Source organism: Bacillus sp. SJ-10 (genome assembly GCF_002843505.1).
GTDB classification, from domain to species: domain Bacteria; phylum Bacillota; class Bacilli; order Bacillales; family Bacillaceae; genus Bacillus; species Bacillus velezensis.
In genome coordinates this window covers 2,374,426-2,393,626 of sequence record NZ_CP025258.1, presented here as the reverse complement: position 1 = coordinate 2,393,626, position 19,201 = coordinate 2,374,426, and the positions used below count along the sequence as shown (strand labels likewise).

At 47.6% G+C, this 19,201-nt stretch carries 23 protein-coding genes; all 23 read right to left on the bottom strand.

Annotated elements, in window-relative coordinates:
• Window position 1 precedes the first annotated feature (1 nt).
• The gene (gene lysA / locus CXL14_RS12090) at window positions 2–1,321 is read right to left on the bottom strand and encodes a diaminopimelate decarboxylase (protein ID WP_012117893.1); all 1,320 of its coding nucleotides are present in this window, start codon (window positions 1,319–1,321) and stop codon (window positions 2–4) included.
• Between the two features lie 124 nt (window positions 1,322–1,445).
• Window positions 1,446–2,927 (bottom strand): spore germination protein, encoded by a 1,482-nt coding sequence (locus CXL14_RS12085; RefSeq protein ID WP_007409417.1) that lies wholly within the window; start codon window positions 2,925–2,927, stop codon window positions 1,446–1,448.
• Complete coding sequence (locus tag CXL14_RS12080; protein ID WP_088056466.1) at window positions 2,881–3,489, bottom strand: stage V sporulation protein SpoVABEA; 609 nt, start codon at window positions 3,487–3,489, stop codon at window positions 2,881–2,883. Before CXL14_RS12080 ends, CXL14_RS12085 begins: the two co-directional genes overlap by 47 nt.
• Before the next feature lie 3 nt (window positions 3,490–3,492).
• A complete protein-coding gene (spoVAE, locus tag CXL14_RS12075) occupies window positions 3,493–3,843 on the bottom strand; it encodes a stage V sporulation protein AE (RefSeq protein ID WP_007409415.1) in 351 nt (116 codons plus the stop codon).
• The gene (gene spoVAD, locus CXL14_RS12070; RefSeq protein WP_014418288.1) at window positions 3,844–4,860 is read right to left on the bottom strand and encodes a stage V sporulation protein AD; all 1,017 of its coding nucleotides are present in this window, start codon (window positions 4,858–4,860) and stop codon (window positions 3,844–3,846) included.
• 11 nt (window positions 4,861–4,871) lie between these two features.
• Window positions 4,872–5,324: a stage V sporulation protein AC gene (spoVAC, locus tag CXL14_RS12065; protein ID WP_007612334.1), complete on the bottom strand. Its 453-nt coding sequence runs from the start codon at window positions 5,322–5,324 to the stop codon at window positions 4,872–4,874.
• Window positions 5,325–5,336: 12 nt separating this feature from the next.
• Window positions 5,337–5,762, bottom strand: a complete 426-nt coding sequence (locus tag CXL14_RS12060; RefSeq protein WP_014418289.1) for a stage V sporulation protein AB — start codon at window positions 5,760–5,762, stop codon at window positions 5,337–5,339.
• The gene (locus tag CXL14_RS12055) at window positions 5,752–6,372 is read right to left on the bottom strand and encodes a stage V sporulation protein AA (protein ID WP_003153349.1); all 621 of its coding nucleotides are present in this window, start codon (window positions 6,370–6,372) and stop codon (window positions 5,752–5,754) included. The genes CXL14_RS12060 and CXL14_RS12055 overlap by 11 nt, the downstream gene beginning before the upstream one ends.
• 126 nt (window positions 6,373–6,498) lie before the next feature.
• The gene (sigF, locus tag CXL14_RS12050; RefSeq protein ID WP_003153348.1) at window positions 6,499–7,266 is read right to left on the bottom strand and encodes an RNA polymerase sporulation sigma factor SigF; all 768 of its coding nucleotides are present in this window, start codon (window positions 7,264–7,266) and stop codon (window positions 6,499–6,501) included.
• 11 nt (window positions 7,267–7,277) lie between these two features.
• A complete protein-coding gene (spoIIAB, locus tag CXL14_RS12045) occupies window positions 7,278–7,718 on the bottom strand; it encodes an anti-sigma F factor (RefSeq protein ID WP_003153347.1) in 441 nt (146 codons plus the stop codon).
• Complete coding sequence (spoIIAA, locus tag CXL14_RS12040; RefSeq protein ID WP_007409411.1) at window positions 7,715–8,068, bottom strand: anti-sigma F factor antagonist; 354 nt, start codon at window positions 8,066–8,068, stop codon at window positions 7,715–7,717. The genes spoIIAB and spoIIAA overlap by 4 nt, the downstream gene beginning before the upstream one ends.
• Before the next feature lie 95 nt (window positions 8,069–8,163).
• On the bottom strand, window positions 8,164–9,333 hold the full coding sequence (locus tag CXL14_RS12035) for a D-alanyl-D-alanine carboxypeptidase family protein (protein ID WP_014418290.1): 1,170 nt from the start codon (window positions 9,331–9,333) through the stop codon (window positions 8,164–8,166).
• A gap of 136 nt (window positions 9,334–9,469) precedes the next feature.
• Window positions 9,470–10,288: a purine-nucleoside phosphorylase gene (locus CXL14_RS12030; RefSeq protein ID WP_007612343.1), complete on the bottom strand. Its 819-nt coding sequence runs from the start codon at window positions 10,286–10,288 to the stop codon at window positions 9,470–9,472.
• 12 nt (window positions 10,289–10,300) lie between these two features.
• Entirely contained in the window at window positions 10,301–11,485 is a 1,185-nt protein-coding gene (gene deoB / locus CXL14_RS12025; RefSeq protein WP_015417748.1) for a phosphopentomutase, read from the bottom strand.
• 168 nt (window positions 11,486–11,653) lie between these two features.
• A complete protein-coding gene (gene xerD / locus CXL14_RS12020) occupies window positions 11,654–12,544 on the bottom strand; it encodes a site-specific tyrosine recombinase XerD (protein ID WP_012117897.1) in 891 nt (296 codons plus the stop codon).
• 7 nt (window positions 12,545–12,551) lie between these two features.
• Window positions 12,552–12,779: a YqzK family protein gene (locus tag CXL14_RS12015; protein WP_003153331.1), complete on the bottom strand. Its 228-nt coding sequence runs from the start codon at window positions 12,777–12,779 to the stop codon at window positions 12,552–12,554.
• 115 nt (window positions 12,780–12,894) lie between these two features.
• Window positions 12,895–13,344, bottom strand: coding sequence for a ferric iron uptake transcriptional regulator (gene fur / locus CXL14_RS12010; RefSeq protein ID WP_003153330.1), 450 nt, complete (start codon window positions 13,342–13,344; stop codon window positions 12,895–12,897).
• A 112-nt stretch (window positions 13,345–13,456) separates the two neighbouring features.
• Window positions 13,457–14,101 (bottom strand): stage II sporulation protein M, encoded by a 645-nt coding sequence (gene spoIIM, locus CXL14_RS12005; RefSeq protein WP_007409404.1) that lies wholly within the window; start codon window positions 14,099–14,101, stop codon window positions 13,457–13,459.
• Between the two features lie 76 nt (window positions 14,102–14,177).
• Complete coding sequence (locus tag CXL14_RS12000; protein WP_012117898.1) at window positions 14,178–14,405, bottom strand: hypothetical protein; 228 nt, start codon at window positions 14,403–14,405, stop codon at window positions 14,178–14,180.
• Window positions 14,406–14,461: 56 nt separating this feature from the next.
• Complete coding sequence (locus CXL14_RS11995) at window positions 14,462–14,752, bottom strand: hypothetical protein (RefSeq protein ID WP_003153325.1); 291 nt, start codon at window positions 14,750–14,752, stop codon at window positions 14,462–14,464.
• 112 nt (window positions 14,753–14,864) lie between these two features.
• Window positions 14,865–16,178: an NAD-dependent malic enzyme gene (locus CXL14_RS11990; protein WP_007409402.1), complete on the bottom strand. Its 1,314-nt coding sequence runs from the start codon at window positions 16,176–16,178 to the stop codon at window positions 14,865–14,867.
• A 12-nt stretch (window positions 16,179–16,190) separates the two neighbouring features.
• On the bottom strand, window positions 16,191–17,597 hold the full coding sequence (gene nhaC, locus CXL14_RS11985; RefSeq protein WP_014418292.1) for a Na+/H+ antiporter NhaC: 1,407 nt from the start codon (window positions 17,595–17,597) through the stop codon (window positions 16,191–16,193).
• A 141-nt stretch (window positions 17,598–17,738) separates the two neighbouring features.
• Window positions 17,739–19,166, bottom strand: a complete 1,428-nt coding sequence (aspA, locus tag CXL14_RS11980) for an aspartate ammonia-lyase (protein ID WP_003153322.1) — start codon at window positions 19,164–19,166, stop codon at window positions 17,739–17,741.
• Between the last annotated feature and the right edge of the window lie 35 nt (window positions 19,167–19,201).

Sequence of the window (19,201 nt, the reverse complement as noted above, 5' to 3'; positions counted from 1 at the left end):
TTTATTGTTTGACCCCCGTCTTAAACGGCAGATCCAGTTTTACAATGTCTTCATAAGTTTCCCTTCTAATGACAAGATGCGCTTCGCCGTCTTCCACAAAAACGACGGCGGGACGCGGAATGCGGTTGTAGTTGTTAGCCATGCTGTATCCGTACGCTCCCGTGCAGAAAACGGCGAGAAGATCGCCTTCTTTCACTTCCGGAAGATCTATATCCCAAATGAGCATATCCCCGCTTTCACAGCACTTACCCGCGATGGATACCGTTTTGTCGTGGTGTTCTCCGATTCTGTTTGCCGATACGGCTTCATATTTCGCCTGATACAGTGCAGGACGGATATTATCGCTCATGCCCCCGTCAACCGCTGCATATTTACGGGTGCCGGGCACTTCTTTTTGCGAACCGATGGTATAAAGCGTCGTTCCGGCGTCTCCGACGAGCGAGCGTCCCGGTTCAATCCAGATCTCCGGAATGTCAAAAGCGTGCAGCGCTGCGTTTTCTTTTACCGCTTCGATAATTTTTTCCACATAAACGGCGGGATGAAGAGGTTCATCCTCCTCCGTGTAGCGGATGCCGAAGCCTCCCCCTAAATTCAGCACTTCAGAGACAAAGCCGAATGATTCTCTCCATTCATTCAGTTTTGCGAAGATTTTTTCTGCGGCCAGCACAAAGCCCGCCGTATCAAAAATTTGCGATCCGATGTGGCAGTGAACGCCGAGAAGGCGGATATGGTCCGACTGTAATACTTGTTCAATCGCCTTTTCTATTTGCCCGTTATGCAGATCAAAACCGAATTTGGAATCTTCCTGTCCCGTCGTAATATAATCATGCGTATGCGCCTCTACCCCCGGAGTGATCCGCAGAAGCACATCCATTGTGCGCCCTGATTTGCGGCACAGTTCCGCGAGTAAGGAAATTTCATAAAAATTATCAACGACGATGCAGCCGATTTGATGATCGAGCGCCATTTTCAACTCTTCTTCGCTTTTGTTATTGCCGTGAAAATGAATCCTGTCAGCCGGAAAACCAGCCGCAACCGCCGTAAACAGCTCTCCGCCGGATACAACGTCCAATGAGAGCCCCTCCTGCTCAGCGAGCTGTATCATCGCAACGGAAGAAAACGCCTTGCTCGCGTACGCGACCTGCGCCTTTAAATCCGCGTCAATGAATGCCTGTTTAAAGCTTTTAGCGCGCTCACGTATTAAAGCCACATCGTAAACATAAAGAGGCGTGCCGTAATGCTCCGCTAAATACAGCGCGTCCACACCTCCGATTTCCAAATGACCTAGTTTGTTTTGTCTGCTTGTGCCATGTAAGAACAATGCTCATTCCCTCTTTCTGATCCGCATATGGGTGAAAAGGACAGCTTCTTTTGAGCTGTCCTTATACAAGTCCCGTATAAGTTAAGACATACAATATCATAATCTTCTGTCGGTTTCAATGCGATTATGAACCGCTTGGCTGTCTTTGACGGTCTTTCGGGTGAACAATGCTCGGTCTGACTTTCGCTCCCGGCACTGTCGTCCGGACGAGCACCTGCCACAGCGCCTTGCCGTTAAACGGTAAAAACGGCCATAAATACGGCGTATGAAACGAGCGGATATTCGCCATTATGATCAGCAGCAATGTAAAACCTATCACAAAGCCTTTCACTTGGAAAATGGCCACGAGCACCATTAAGATGAGGCGTATCATTTTATTGGCGAGGCTGAGCTCATAGCTCGGGGTCGTAAATGATCCGATGGCGGCGATCGATACGTACAGAATCACTTCTGCTGAAAACAGCCCCACCGCTATGGCGATTTGACCGATCAGCACCGCCGCAATCAGACCCATGGCGGTGGATAAAGCGGTCGGCGTATGGATCGCGGCCATCCTGAGAAACTCAATCCCCAAATCGGCCAAAAAGATTTGCAGAATGATCGGGATATGCGTATTTTTATTTAAACCGATAAAATCCAATCTTTCAGGCAGAAGAGACGGTTCAAGAACAAAGAGGAACCAGATCGGAAGCAGAACAGTTGAAGCGATAATACCGAAGAACCTGATCCATCTTAAAAATGTTCCCACTGAAGGCGCCTGCCTGTATTCTTCCGCATGCTGAACATGGTGAAAAATCGTGGTCGGCGTTATGATCACGCTCGGTGACGTATCAACGACGATGATGACGTGCCCTTCTAAAATGTGATTGGCGGCCACATCCGGCCGCTCCGTGTATCTGACCATCGGAAACGGGTTGTAGCCCTGTTTGACGATGAATTCCTCCACCGTTTTATCAGCCATCGTCAATCCGTCAATGTCAATCGCATTCACTTCGTTTTCGACGATGCTGACAAGGTCCGGGTCCGCGATGTCTTCTATATACACAATCGCAAGATCGGTCTTAGAGCGCTCGCCGACTTTCGTAATTTTGACGCGGAGCCTTTCGTCCCTGATTCGTCTTCTGATCAATGCTGTATTAATGACGATATTTTCGATAAAACCGTCTCTTGCTCCGCGGACGACCTTTTCCGTATCCGGTTCTTCTGGTGTGCGTCCGGGGTAACTTCTGACGTCAACGATAAAGGCGAAGCCCGCGTCTTCAACGATAACGGCGACAAGTCCGGAAAGCACCTGATCCGTTGCTTCGTCGAGCGTTTTGACTTTTTGGACCTGCTGATTGACAAGCCTGTTTTCAACAACGTCAATCGCTTCATCCGCATTTTCGTCATAATTATTGACGTCGACGAGCTGTTCCATTAAATGAATGATAAACAAAGTATCGGTTAATCCGTTGACAAAGTAAATCTGGACTTCCCGGTCTAATACTCGAACTTTGCGGACGCCGACATCATAGCTCGTTCCCATACCGACGCGGTCTTTAAAAAATTGTTCATTTTTTCTAGGATCCCGGTACACCTTGATCATGTTTTCCGGTTTTTCCGGCATAGCTTTCGCTCCTTTCTAAAATGAATTCGACCGCCTTCATCGTAATCGGCGAGCCTTTGGATATGTCATCTTTTCTCCCCATCTTTCCTATGTCGCCGATGCCCACAATGAGGGGAACGTCCAATTTATCCAGACAATACACCGTATCTCCGTTCATTCTGTGCTCGTCCATTTCTCTCATTCCGGTTTTATCGACGCCAAACTCCGTCACTTCTCCATCACGGTCAATGGAGACATCGACTTTCGTCCATTCAGCCTGATGGGTCTTAGAAGCGACCGCAATCACCCCCAGCACTTCAATGTCCTGATGTGAGGCGACATATTTCAGCGCCGTTTCGCCCGGCCCTTCCCCTTGCAGGCCTGAATCGTCAAACATGACAAACACCGGGTCATTCGGCGCGGCTTTAATCAGCTGAACAAGTTCGGGGCCGCTTCTCGTTGACGGATTGCCTTTTGATTGGGAAATACACCGTCCGCCTGCTTGTTCCGCGGCATATTCAATTGTTTTGGCGGCGTATACGTCCCCGTCTGTCACAAGAATGACCTTCCGTTTCGTCATCAGGCATTATCCTTTCGGTTTAAAAATAACGGCTACAAGAAATGCGAATAAAATCGCTGAAGATATACCGGCGGAAGTAAGTTCAAAAATCCCCATGGCGATCCCGATAAATCCATGCTCGTGAGCTTGATGCATGGCGCCGTGCAATAAGCTGTGACCGAAGCTGACGATGGGAACCGTCGCGCCCGCGCCCGCGAATTCGATAAATTTGTCATATATTCCGAACCCATCTAACAAGGCGCCGATGACGACAAAAGTTGTCATTACATGGGCGGGTGTCAGTTTAAAAATGTCAAGCAGCAGCTGACCGATAATGCATATGATTCCCCCGCAAACAAAAGCCAACAGATATTCCATTTATGATGCACCTCCCGCCCGCTCAAATACCACACCGTGCGCGATGGTCGGAATGGTTTCCTTCTGCTGGATCATTGTCGGACTTAAAAGCGCTCCTGTCGCGACAACGAGTACCCTGTTTAGAGTCCCTGCTTTTAATTGATTAAAAATATGTGTGTACGTAACAAGCGCGGAGCAGGCGCAGCCGCTTCCGCCCGCAAACACCTGCTGGTCCGGCGTATAGATGAGAAGACCGCAGTCATCGTGTTTCGTTCCGGCGGGATAGCCTTCTTCTTTGAGCAAATCTTTCACGATCGGCGAGCCGACGCCTGAAAGGTCTCCCGTTAAAATCAGATCATAATCATCCGCCGTGCGGTTTAAGTCCTGCAGGTGCTGTTTGATTGTGTCGGCAGCGGCGGGCGCCATGGCGGATCCCATATCGAACGGGTCCGTAATCCCGAGGTCGCTTACTTTTCCCACTGTTGCGCTTGTAATCTTGATATCAGAAGGGTTTTGGCTGATGATGACCGCCCCGCCCCCCGTGACCGTTGAAGTGGCGGTATCCGGTTTTTGCCCGCCATACTCCGTCGGATTGCGGAATTGCCGTTCTGCCGTCGCGTTATGGCTGCTCGTGGCTGCGATCGCCCGGTTCGCAAAACCGCCGTCAATGAGCGCGGATGCGACCGCAATCGTTTCCATTGATGTCGAACAGGCGCCGAACAGACAGAGGAACGGAATTTTCAGATGTCTGGCGACGTAGTTGGCGGTCACATTTTGATTTAAAAGATCCCCCGCGAGTAACAAATCAATATCGCTCTTTTTCAAATTCTGTTTTTGCAAAGCGGAGTTGATGGCATCTTCCATTAACTGACGTTCCGCCATTTCCCAGTTTTTCTGATTGCAATGCATTTCATCGTATGTCTTATCAAACAGCGAACCGAGCGGGCCGTCTTTTTCTTTCGGTCCGGCTGCCGTCCCCGCCGCATTTACAAATAACGGGTTTTCAAATACCCAGGTTTGCTTTCCGGTCAATTTCATTTTTTCTCCTCCTACGAAAACAGTTTTTCACAAGCAAACCGTATCAGGCCTACGATATAGGCTGCCACGACGCCGAATACAATGACGTTTCCCGCCAATTTAAACATGTTTGTCGCTACTCCGAGCACGAGTCCTTCACTTCTGTGTTCCAGAGCCGCGCTTGTCATACTGTTTGCAAAACCCGTCACCGGCACGGCTGAACCCGCTCCGGCAAACTGCCCGAGTCTGTCATAAATGCCGAATCCGGTCAAAAGGGCGGAAATTAAAATAAGAGTGGCGGACGTCGGGTTGCCCGCTGTTTTTTCATTAAAATTAAAAAAGTGGATGTAAAAGTCTTGAAGAGCCTGCCCGATCAGACAGATCAAACCGCCGATCAGAAAGGCTTTGACGCAATTCCAAACATATGGCGGTTTCGGCTGATAGTCTTTCACTTTTGTTTTGTAATTTTCTTTTAAGTTTGTCACGTCGGTTCCTCCTTATGAATGATGGATAAAATACAGCCAATGAAATAAAGAGCCGGCTATTTTGCCGAACACAATGGCCATCAGCAATATGATGATTTTGCTGCCGAAGCCGATCCGTTTGGCAAGAATGGGAAGCACATTCAGCACTTCTGTAAGCGCGGCGGCCAGCATGCCGACAAACATGCCGGCCAAAAGCCCGACCGGAACGGCCAGCCATTCAGATAAAAAAAAGTGATTCATATTTAAGGTTTCCCAGCCGCCGAACACAGCTCCTGAAATAACGGCTCCTTCGTAGGCCTGTACAAAGCGCATTGTTTTTGTCAGCTGCATAAGGCGGGGGACGATTCCCATAACGGTTAAAAAAGCCACAAAGCCTGCCCCCACGGTCAGCCCTCCGCCAAGCCCGACAAACATAACGAAAAGAATGCTAACGATCATGCAGATCTTTCATCGTCTCTTCATTTTCGTGCATTGCGACATAATGATCGAGATCAAGCTGATAATTAAACATCTCGACTTCCAGCGGGCTTGGCTCTTCATTCAGGCGTTTTTTGAAGATGTGATTAAAAAAGACGATCATACCGAGACCGAGGCCGATGCTGTATGGAATCTGAAGCAGATACGGGTATTCATTCCGTTCGCCCGTTATGATTTCATATAAGGCGATATGAACTTCTCTCATACTGACATCTTCATGAAAATTCATAATGGCAAGACATGAACCGATAAAAAGCAGGAGCCAGACACCGACGAACAAAACGGCTGACAGCTGCTTTTTCTGGTAATGGATTTCCACTATCGTTTCAGCGCCGCCGACGGTCTGTACATCAAGCGCAGGAAAAGCGGTATGAATGGTTTTCAGCACTTTTATAATGTCCAGCACGACGATATTTTTGTCTTTTTTCGTGACCTTATACAGCGGCAGTGCCGACAGTTTTTTTTTCAGCTTTTGCTGTCCCGCGATCTGCGCGGCGTCGCCGACTGTGATGATATCTCCGGTATGAGCCTTCACGCGGTGGCGAAGTCTGAGAAATATTCGTCTTTCCATCTTGCATCACCATCTTTCGGGTGGTTATATATGTAGTATGTGGTTCACTTTTGTTCTCATTCATCAGCGGCAAAAGACCATAAATTACCACCGATGCACAAATAAAAAAAGCCGGCCCGTAAAAGGTCAGCTTTCCGTATGATCCATCTGCACTTTAATCTGCTTTAATATTTTTTTCTCCAGCCTCGATACCTGGACTTGGGAAATCCCGAGCCGTTCGGCTACCTCCGACTGTGTCTGATCTTTATAATATCTCAGATAGACAATGAGTTTTTCCCGTTCTTCCAAATCACTGATCGCTTCCTTGAGGGCGATTTTGTCAAACCACTTCTCTTCTGAATGATCGGCGATCTGATCAAGCAGGGTGATCGGGTCTCCGTCATTTTCATACACGGTCTCATGAATGGATGAAGGCGCCCGCACCGCTTCCTGCGCAAGCACCACATCCTCCGCATCAATTTCTAAATGGTCCGCGATTTCCTGAACGGTCGGCACTCTTCCGTATGTTTTTGACAGTTCATCTTTCGCCCGGCGTATTTTATTGCCGAGCTCTTTTAAAGATCTTGATACTTTGACGGTTCCGTCATCGCGGATGAAGCGCTGGATTTCTCCGATAATCATCGGCACGGCATAAGTTGAAAAACGGACATCATAGGACAAATCGAATTTATCAACGGATTTTAACAATCCGATACAGCCGATCTGAAACAGATCGTCCGGCTCATAGCCTCTGTTTAAGAACCTTTGAACGACGGACCACACAAGACGCATGTTTTTTTCTATGAGGAGGTCTCTTGCCTGCTGGTCGCCCTCTTGGCTCTTTTTGATCAATTCTTTGACTTCATGGTCCTTGAGCTGCGCGTTTTTGCTGTTTTTCTTAACCTCCACATCCATAACAAATCTCCTTAATTACAAAGCGCTTTGCTTTTTGATAGGTGTTTTGTTAAGCGTATCGTCGTTCCCATCTCCGGCGAGGAATCAATCGTGACATCATCCATGAAGTTTTCCATAATGGTAAAGCCCATTCCGGAGCGCTCAAGCTCGGGTTTTGTCGTAAAGAGCGGCTGGCGCGCTTCCTCAAGATCCGTGATCCCGAGGCCTTCGTCACGTATGGTCAGATAGACGACATGATCCTCCAGCGTAACGGAGATGTACACCTTTCCGTCGCAGTTTTCTTCATAGCCGTGGATGATCGCGTTTGTTACCGCTTCTGATACGACGGTCTTGATTTCCGTCAGCTCATCCATCGTCGGGTCGAGCTGTGCGATAAAAGAAGCAACTGTTACGCGCGCAAACGATTCGTTCTGACTGAGGGCTGAAAATTCAAGATGCATCTCGTTTTTCATGATGCCACCCCCAACGTTAAAAGCGCTTTTTGTTCTGATTGTTCGAACCTGATGATTTTAAACAGGCCGGACATGTCAAACAGACGTCTCACCGCGGGCGAAATCGCGCACACGACCATTTCTCCGCCGAGCTGTTTAATTTGTTTATAACGCCCTAAAATCACGCCGAGGCCGGAGCTGTCCATGAAGGTAAGATCTTCAAGGTTCAGCACGATGTGACGGATGCCGTCAGCCTCCAGCGATTCAGTAACCTTTTGTTTTAATGATTCTGCCGTATGATGGTCGAGTTCACCTGTTAATCGAATACAAAGCACGGATTCTTTGACATGAAAGTCAATTCCAAGGCTCATGCTCATTCCTCCTTGATATGATCGGATAATGAGTGTTTCGATTTTCGGGAAAGCAATTCCTTCACTATGACAAAACTAGTGCCCGTTCGCCACGATTATTTAAATTTTGTCCAATCCCCCATCGTGCGCTTCAGAAAAGTGAGAAAACCCGCTTTTTCCATGTCGTCTTTTGCCGTGACCGGGCTTTCAACGAGCACCTTTCCGTCTTTTTTCAGAACGAGGCTGCCGAGCACCTCTCCTTTTTTAACCGGAGCCGTTACATTGCCGTTGATTTTCACTTCTTTTTTTACTTTGTCCATGTTCTCTCCCTTTTTGGCCAGAAGAGAAATCGGCTCAGATGTGGTCAGCTTAACCAGTTTCTGTTTTCCTTTTTTTATTTTTACCGTTCCGACGATTTGATCCCGTTTGTACAGCGGGTGTGTTTTGAACTGGCTGAAGGCGTAATCAAGCATTTTGGTCACTTGGGCGTTTCTTTCTTTCGGAGTGCTGGCTCCGAAAACGACAGCAATGACCCTCATATTTCCTTTTTTAGCGGTGGCGGTTAAACAATACTTCGCTTCGCCTGTAAAGCCCGTCTTCACGCCGTCTACACCCGGATAAAATTTGATCAGCCGGTTTGTATTGACGAGCCAGAACTTTTTGTCTGTATTTTCTCTTAAATAATCCTCATACGTTCCCGTAAATTGAGTGATTTTATCATACTTTAATAATTCCTTCGCCATTTTCGCCATGTCATAAGCAGAGCTGTAATGGTCTTTTTCTGGCAGTCCCGTCGGGTTTTTGAAGGAGGTATCTTTCAATCCCAATTCTTTTGCTTTTTTGTTCATCCGGCTGACGAAATCCTCTTCTGAACCGGCGATATACTCCGCCATTGCGACAGATGCGTCATTTCCGGAAGCTATCGCAATTCCTTTGAGCATTTCTTTTACCGTCATTTCTTCTCCGGGTTCAAGGAAAATCTGTGATCCGCCCATGGACGCGGCATGTTCACTCGTCCTGACTTTATCGCTCATCTTTATTTTCCCTTTGTCAAGCGCTTCCATGATTAAAAGCATGGTCATGATTTTTGTCATGCTTGCCGGCGCCAGACGCTCCCGGCTGTTCTTGTTATAAAGAATGCTTCCCGTATCGCGTTCAATCAGCACGGCGCTTTTGGCTTCATGAGCGAGCTCCGATGTATGTTTTCCGTCCGGCTTTGCAAAAGCGGACGGTGCTGATGCCGTTAATAAAATGCCAATCAACAAAGTGGATATAAGACGTTTCATCTCCAAAGCCCTCCATTTCATAATCCTTTTTATTTTTTCCAAATCCGGTGGTTTTATACGCCTTATCTGGAAAATGTTTCGTGTTGAGGGCATAAAAAAACAGCTGCTTCCGAAGAAACAGCTGACTTATGCTGACTTATTTTTGAGATCGTGCGACTACGGCTTTTACAAGCTTCAAAAAGCCGCCTTTTACTTTTTCCGTCATTTCCATTACTTCTTCATGGGATAACGGCTGGTCAAGAATACCTGCCGCTGCGTTGGAAATGCATGAGATGCCGAGCACGCGCATCCCCGCGTGGTTGGCGACGATGACTTCCGGCACGGTCGACATGCCGACAGCGTCAGAACCCATCGTTCTTAAAAACCGAACCTCAGCAGGCGTTTCGTAAGACGGCCCCGTAACAGCTGTATACACCCCTTTTTGAACAGGAATGCCCAGCTCATCGGCCGTTTTTTCAGCCAAGCTTGACAGCTCTTTGTCATAGGCTTCTGACATGTCCGGGAATCTCGGTCCGAATTCAGCTTCGTTCGGCCCGATTAACGGGTTGGTGCCCGTAAAGTTGATGTGGTCTGTAATGATCATTAGATCGCCGGCGCGGAATTCAGTATTGATACCGCCGGCTGCGTTCGTCACGACAAGAGATTCAACGCCGAGCGCCTTCATCACGCGGACGGGAAATGTGACCTGATCCATTGAGTAGCCTTCATAGTAATGAAAGCGGCCCTGCATCGCGATGACCTGCACGCCTTCAAGCGTTCCCATCACAAGCTGGCCGGCATGGCCTTCTACCGTTGAGACCGGAAAATCAGGGATCGTTTCATATGTAAGCTTGACAGCTCCTTCAATTTCATCGGCCAATACGCCGAGCCCTGACCCTAAAATCAGACCGATCTTTGGTGTTTCTTTCACGTGTTCTTTAATAAATGCAGCAGCACGTTCGATCTTTTGTTTCAAAAAAAAGTCCCCCTACTGTAATCTTGATAAAAAGCTTTTTCCGTATTCCGGCTTTTCCGTTTTGAAATTATCCGCAATGGTTGCGCCGATATCGGCAAATGTATCCGCAAGCGGCAGCTGTTCAGTGTGTTTGTGCTTTTTGCTGTAAACAAGAAGCGGCACATACTCCCGCGTGTGATCCGTGCCGTGATGGACAGGATCATTGCCGTGATCCGCAGTGATGATAAGCAGATCGTCTTCTTTCATTTTCTCAAACACTTCCGGAAGCCTCGCGTCGAATTCCTCGAGCGCTTTTCCGTACCCTTCCGGATCGCGGCGGTGTCCGTACAGCGCGTCAAAATCAACGAGGTTGGCAAAGCTCAGGCCCGTGAACTCTTCACCGAGCGTTTCAATCACTTTGTCCATGCCGTCCATATTAGATACCGTGCGGCGGGAAGATGTAATGCCTTCTCCGTCATAAATATCAGAAATTTTGCCGATGGAAATGACGTCTAATCCGCTGTCTTTCATCCCGTTCATTACCGTGCGGCCGAACGGTTTGAGCGCATAATCATGACGGTTCGGCGTGCGTTTGAAGCTGCCCGGTTCTCCGACGAACGGTCTTGCGATAATCCGTCCGACCATGTACTTCGGATCAAGCGTCAGTTCTCTGGCCGTTTCACAGATGCTGTACAGTTCGTCAAGCGGAACGACATCTTCGTGAGCCGCAATCTGTAGCACGGAATCTGCTGATGTATAAACAATCAGCGCACCCGTTTCCATATGTTCTTTTCCGAGCTCGTCCAGAATCGCCGTGCCTGAAGCCGGCTTATTTCCGATGATTTTCCGTCCTGAACGCCGCTCAAGTTCCTGAAGAAGTTCATCCGGAAATCCTTCCGGGAACACTTTAAACGGTTTTTCAATGTAGAGGCCCATAATCTCCCAGTGCCCCGTCATCGTATCTTTCCCGTTTGACGCCTCCTGCATTTTTCCGTAGTACGCAAGAGGGTGCTCCGTTTTTTCCACGCCCTTAATGTCTCCGATCAGTCCGAGACCGAGCTGCGCCATATGGGGCATATGTAAGCCGTTCATGTGCTCTGCGATGTGTCCGAGCGTATTTGCGCCTATATCATTAAAATCGGCGGCGTCCGGCGCTTCACCGATTCCGACAGAATCCATTACGATCAAAAATACCCGGTTATATTTGTATTCAGACATCATAAAAGCCTCCTTTTCTTCCATCTGTCCATTGTAGCTTACAGAGGTCAGACAACTCAAGTATAAACCGTTTACATTCTTGTTGACAATGCCGATTCAAATAATTAGAACCTTCTCTGTATTCCGCCAATCCGGCAAAAAAAGCCGCGGCCCCTCTGGCAGCGGCTCCTAAGCGCGCGGATGATACTGTTTGTACACGTCCTTCAGCCTTGTTTTCGTCACATGCGTATAAATTTGCGTCGTGGAAATATCGGCATGTCCGAGCATCTCCTGCACGGCGCGCAGATCCGCGCCGTTTTCGAGCAGGTGCGTTGCAAAGGAGTGCCGGAGCGTGTGCGGTGTCAGCTCTTTTTTAATCCCCGCTTCAAGGGCGATTTTTTTCAGGTTTTTCCAGAATCCCTGACGGCTGATCTGCCTGCCGTGATGATTCAGAAAAAGCGCTTCGGTTACGTTTTTCTTTAGTAATTTCCCTCTGGCTTTTTCAATGTATGCTTCTATCGCATGAGAAGCGGCTTCACCAATCGGCACAATCCGCTCTTTCCGCCCTTTTCCGAAGCAGCGGACAAATCCCATCGTCAAATGGACGTCGGATAATTTCAGCTCGATCATCTCGCTGACCCTGATGCCGGTTGCGTACAGCAGTTCAAGCATGGCTTTATCCCTGAGACCGAACGGGCTGTCAAGCTTAGGCGTGTCCAATAACCGCTCAACTTCGTGAAGCGCCAATACTTTCGGAAGCGTCCGCTCTGTTTTTTGTGTTTCAATATGTACCGAAGGATCTTTATCCGCGGCTTTTTCCCTTAACAGAAATTGATGAAAAGACCGGATCGACGCCAAATGCCTCGCAGACGTCTTGCCGGATTTCCCGGAGTCCTTTATATGCTTTAAATATTGAATAATATGAAGACGGGTCACATCATTCCATGAAGTGATCTGAAGGGTTTCAGTTAAGAAGAGAGAATAACTTTTCAGATCACGCTCATAGGACATCATCGTATTTTGGGACAGCCCTCTTTCTACCCTCACATAATGGATGAAATCCTTAATTTGATCCTTCACTCTTGATCTACTCCCCGTTTTGGTAAAAAAAGATCAATCGGCCGAACCAGCCGTCTTTCTCCTCATGTTCCGTTTTGGCCACTTTGACGGCGGAGCCTTCCGGTTTATCGTACCGATGATAGTTTTCATACTCTGAATTCACCCATATCATAGCATAATAGAACAGCGCGGTAAAACCTGTGAACAGAATAAACACTTTGATCGTATCCGCGGCTGTTTTTAGGAATCTGCCCATCTTTCGATCGACCCTTTCTTTTGGCGGCTGTTAGTACACCTTATGCCAATTTCAAAGGCTTTTATACATAAAAACAGCAAAAAACCCTTTCCTGGCAGAAAAGGTTCGTAGGCTTTTACTCTGTTTCATCCCCGCGGCAGCGGTGGCAGATTCCGTGAAAAGTCAATCTATGATCTTTAATTTTAAATTTCCAATCACGTTCAATCACTTCTTCAACGTCTTCAAGCAGATCTTCTTCAATTTCATCGACAGCTCCGCACTCCATGCACACCAAATGGTGATGAAAGTGAGCCGCGCCTTCTTTGCGAAGGTCGTAGCGGGATACGCCGTCCCCGAAGTTAATTTTATCAACGACTTTTAATTCTGTTAATAATTCTAATGTACGGTATACTGTAGCGAGACCAATTTCAGGAGATTTCTCTTTTACGAGGAGGTATACATCTTCTGCGCTTAAATGGTCTTCTTCGTTTTCAAGCAGCACTCTTACCGTTGCTTCCCGCTGTGGCGTAAGCTTGTAGCTTGACGAGTGCAGCTGCTTTTTAATTCGATCAATACGGTTTTCCATGTCTTTCCCTCCTACGCCGCATTCCATGACTCATTATAACAAAATACGCGCAGAGTTCCAACTATAATTATTATAAACTGATAAATAAAAGTATTATTTTGTGATAATTATTCTAAAATATGCGTGATGACAGCTTTTCCATAAACAGCGGAGACACGTACGCCTCGAGCAGCGAGGCGATGACCGAGAAGAAAACGATGAGAATCAGCACGAAGGCATAGCGTCCGAACCATTGGATCGGCGCGTCATGAAGGCTGCGTTTGACAAACAGCTGCCGGATCAATTTCAGGGAAAAAGCGATGGAGCATGTCCCCATGATAAGGTATGCCGGAATGAGAACGATGTTTTGCGGCAGAACCGAAATAAATGACAGGAAAAACCCGTTCATCCCCATTTGATTCACTAAAAAACCGACCGTGAAGCCGACGACGATTCCTTTTAAGAACACCATAATGAAAATAACCGGAAGACCGATCACGGAAATACCGAGAATCCACATCAGCCCCAAATATTTTACATCATGAAAGACGGCCTGCCAAAACATTTCTGAAGCGCCGGCATGTTTTCCGTCAGACAGCTGTCCGAAAAACTTGCTTAAATAGTAATACAGATCTTCTTTCTGCGTGATGGTCATGCTGTTGACGATGATCGCCCCGAAAATGACCCCCATCAAAAACAAGACAAACACAAATATATAAAGTGACAGATGATCCTTTACATGGCGAAAAAACAGTTCTTTGTACGATTGTTTTCTCATACCGCTTTCCTCCCGCTAATCTATTGACTTGATTTAGTAGATTGTATGAAAGAAAAGAGAAAACATGACAGAGAAATCATAGAAAGGCGCGAGATTCCGGCATAAAAAAAGAACCCCCATCATCACTCCGGTGATCATAGGGGTTCCTTTTTTTATGCTTTATTCTTTCAAGCCTGTCTTTTTTGGTTTTCGTCACTCTTTCATGGGTGCTGAAAGACGGCGCCGTCCCCCTTGACAGGACTGCGTCACGCATCCCGTTTCTTTTGAGATGCTCCCGCATTTTTTTCGTTTTGCTCTTCGCCATGTGCCAATCACTCCTTTTTCCCTTTTCTTTACCATAACAAAAAAATCCAGATGTGTTCATGAATACGGCTCATGTTTCGACCGGTAAGCGCGCAGAGACGTTTTGGCAGATGAATAGCTCCCCATTGCGGCGTATCCGTAAAAAAACCCCATAAAAATCCCCGCATACACGTGTTCATGATGACCGAAAACGATAGACACAACATTTCCGGCAGCAAGGGCAATCGTGGGAACGAATATGCCCGGAACCCGGCAGAACACTTTGATCAGCTGTGTAACGCATAAGACGACCGGCACGCCGATCACAGCATCCCAAATATTTGTATGGATCAGCGGAAAATAATCCACATTGACACCTCTTTTTTCCGTCTTTTGCTATCTGTTAGCCTGCCTAAGAATTCCGCTTCCTATTCATGATAAAAAAACAGCACCGGCACATGTCCGGTACTGTAAGAGTTGTTTATTTTCCTGCCGCGGCCCGTTCTACGGCTGCTGATACGGCCTGATGCACGTCCGCATCCAAAGGCTGAGGCACGAGATCGCCGTGTTTTGTGCAAGAGGCGATGGCTTCTGCGGCCGCCACAAGCATTTCATGGTCGATTTTCTTGCTTTTGGCGTTCAGCGCGCCGCGGAAAATCCCCGGGAAGCCGAGAACATTATTGACTGAACGGCCGTCAGCTGCATAAGCGGCTCCGGCTTGTAATGCCTCTTCCGGTTCAATCTCCGGCTTCGGATTAGATAAAGCCAGAATGACGTGTCCTTTTCTGACATCCTCTTTTTTAATGAGACCCGGAACTCCTGTGGTGCTGATCACAATGTCACACGTGTCCATTAATTCTTTGATGCTTCCAAGCGGCTGACCTCCGTACTGAGCGAGGCGGTTCATTGCGTCTTCTGACTTGTCCGTTCCGCAGACCGCTTTGACTCCGTATGCCATAAACATGCGGCAGATGGCGACGCCTGCCGCGCCGAGACCGATCTGACCGACCTTCGCTTCTTTTAAATCAAGACCGGCGCTTTTACAAGCGGAAATGGCGGCGGCGAGCGTGACGACCGCCGTGCCGTGCTGGTCATCGTGCATAACCGGAATGTCCAGTTCTTCTTTCAGGCGGTCTTCAATGTCAAAGCAGTGGGGCGAACCGATATCTTCAAGCAGAATTCCGCTGAACCCCGGAGAAATATGTTTTACCGTGCGAATGATTTCTTCCGGATCAGAGGTATCGAGCAAAATCGGAATTCCGCTGATACCCGCCAGCTGGTCAAAAAGCGCGGCTTTCCCTTCCATTACGGGCATTCCGGCGACAGAGCCGATATTGCCGAGGCCGAGAATCGCCGTGCCGTCGGTGACAATGGCGACAGAATTGCTGATTGTCGTATAGATGGATGCTTTTTCAGGCTCGTTTTCGATCAGTCTGCACACATCGGCGACGCCCGGCGTATAAACACGGCCAAGCTCAGCCAATGTCCGGATCGGCATTTTGCTTTTCATCTGAATTTTGCCGCCTTCATGAGCAGAGAGCACTTCATCTGAGACTGTATGAAGCCGGATGCCTTCACCGAGAGCTTCAATGGCTTGAATGATTTCCTGCAGCTGCTCTTCATTTTCAGCCTGCACCGTAATGTTGCGCATTGTGTAGTTCGGGCCGACTTTAACGGTTTCAACTTCCCCGATATCTCCGCCCATCACTCCGATGGCGGTTGCCACTTTTCCGAGATTTCCGGGAACAGTCGGCGTTTCAATCATTAACGTCCGAATCATATGCTTTGTAATCATGAAATGAACCTCCTAACTCAATTTTTGAGATTGTAAGGATTTTTCTTTCGTGTACCAAATGAATTTCCCCGTGTATCCGTACAATATTGCCAGTCCGATAGATACAAAACTGAGCCACATGAACGGCAGATAAGAAAATGTGGATACGCCGAGAATGCCGGCCATATAGATGCCGTTATCAGACCACGGCACCATCCCTGAAGTAAGCGTGCCGCCCACCTCTGCGTTCCGGGATAAAACTCTTCTGTCAAGTTTCAGTTTATCATAACTGTTCTCCATGATTTTCGGCGTCAGAATCAATGACACGTACATCGCACAGCCGAAAATGTTTCCTAAAAGGGCGACGATCAATGTCGAAAGCGTTACATTTCCCGGTGTGGTCAGCTTTTTCTCAAAAGTTGAGACAATCACTTTTAATACGCCGAGCTTCTCAAGAATTCCTCCAAAACCAAGACCGAACAGGATAACGACTAACGTATCCAGCATACCGGTAATGCCTCCGCGGTTTAACAGGCCGTTTAAAAATTCGACGTCCGTTTTAATAGAAAAACCATTATAAGCAGTCGCGATGGCACTGGCAAAATTCATTCCCTGAAAGACGGAAGCCCAGATTGCGCCAAGCAAAGCACCGATGATAATAACGGGCATAGACGGCTTTTTCAAAATCAGAAGGACAACGACGACAACAGCCGGAATGAGCATCCATATATGAATGTCAAACGTTTTCTGCAATGAAGATTTTAAAAATTCCACTTTGTCGAGATCAATATTTTTTCCGCCGTATATAAATCCCGTTACGGTAAATAGAATGGCCGTAATAATATAGGACGGAATTGACAAATACATCATCGCTCTGACGTGTGACAGCACATCCACCTTAGAAAGCGTGGAGGCAAGCACCGTACTGTCAGACAGCGGTGAAAGCTTGTCTCCGAAGTAAGCGCCGGACAAAACGGCTCCCGCTACGATCGGAAGCGGTATACCCATTCCCTCTCCGATGGCAATCATGGCGATCCCCGCGGTTCCCACGGTTCCCCACGACGTTCCGGTCGCAACGGACATAACGGAACAAATAACCAGTGTAGCAAGCAGGAAAACATGAGGATTAATAAACTCTAAACCATAATAAATTAACGTCGGCACAACGCCGCCGGCAATCCATGTCCCGATGAGCGCACCGACCGAAACAAGAATCAACACCGCTTCAAGACCGTTTGATATCCCGGTGACAATCGAATCCTGCAAGTCTTTATATGAATATCCCAGCCTGACTCCGAGAATAATAGCGAAAAACCAGGATATTAATAGAGCTAGCTGGATCGGCAGGTCTAAAAACACTGTGAACGATAAGACAAGTGCTAAAAACCCGAATAATAAGATAATTATTTCCAATAAATTTGGCAATCTGACCTCTTTCACAAGAAAATCCCCCTAGAAGAAAAAAGCTAAAACGCTTTCATCAAATGATATAACAAATTATACTATACTGCCTCATCCCTTTGTATGGCAACCGCCTATTCACTAAAAAACGTGAAAAGGCGGCTGTTGTTGCTTTAAAATTTATTTTTCTAATAGATCTTTTCCGGCAATTCCCGGTTTTGTCATTTCATACGGATTCAAAATGATATCCAATTCTTCTTCTGTCAGTACATCATTTTGAAGGCAAAGATCTCTTACAGATTGCCCCGTCATGATTGCTTCACGGGCAATTCGCGCAGCCGCTTCATACCCGAGGTGCGGATTGACCGCTGTAATGACGCCGACGCTTTTTTCCACGTATTGCTTCAGACGTTTTTCGTTGGCTTCAATTCCCGCCAGACAATGATCGGTAAATGAACGGAACCCGTTATTCATGATGCTGATGGATTGAAGCAGGTTAAATACGAGTACCGGCTCCATTACGTTAAGCTCCAGCTGGCCCGCTTCTGAAGCGAGGCAGATCGTATTGTCATTCCCGATGACCTGAAAGGCGATTTGGTTGATCAGCTCTGCCATTACAGGGTTGACTTTCCCAGGCATAATGGATGATCCCGGCTGACGGGCCGGCAGTGAAATTTCCGCAAGTCCCGCGCGCGGACCTGAAGCCATTAAGCGCAGATCGTTGGCGATTTTAGACATGTTCATCATGCATACTTTCAACGCGGCTGAAACTTCCGTATACGCATCAGTGTTTTGTGTGGCGTCAACCAAATGGCCGGCGCCGACAAGCGGCAGTCCGCTGATGTCAGCCAGGTGCTTCACAACCTGTTCTATGTAGCGCGGATCGGCGTTAAGCCCCGTACCTACGGCCGTTGCCCCCATGTTTACTTCATACAGATGCTGGCGGGATTGTTTAATTCGCTTTATGTCACGCTCAAGCACGCGGCTGTATGCTTCAAATTCCTGTCCGAGACGGATCGGCACAGCGTCCTGAAGGTGTGTGCGCCCCATTTTAATGACAGAATCAAATTGTTTCGCTTTATCTTTAAAGACACTGAGCATATGCGCCATCGTATCAAGGAGCTTATCCAAAAGTTTCAAGGTTGAAATATGGATTGCCGTCGGGAACACGTCGTTCGTCGATTGTGACATGTTGACGTGTGTGTTCGGGCTGAGGTGAATGTATTCACCTTTTTTATGCCCCATGATTTCAAGAGCCCTGTTGCCGATTACTTCGTTGGCATTCATGTTCATGGACGTTCCGGCTCCCCCTTGGATCGGATCGACGATAAATTGGTCATGCCATTTTCCCTCAAGAATTTCATCTGCGGCCTGTACAATCGCATTCCCGATTCCTTCATACAGCCGTTTTACATCCATGTTGGCAAGCGCCGCCGCTTTTTTGACGATGGCGAGCGCATTAATCATTTCTTCGTGGATGCGGTATCCGGTAATCGGAAAGTTTTCTTTCGCGCGCAGCGTTTGTATTCCGTAATACACATCAGCTTCAATTTGTTTTTCTCCGAGGAAATCTTTTTCCTGACGATATTCTTTTTGCGCGTTTGTCATGCTAAAACCCTACTTTCTCTTTGTGGTAGTCATGT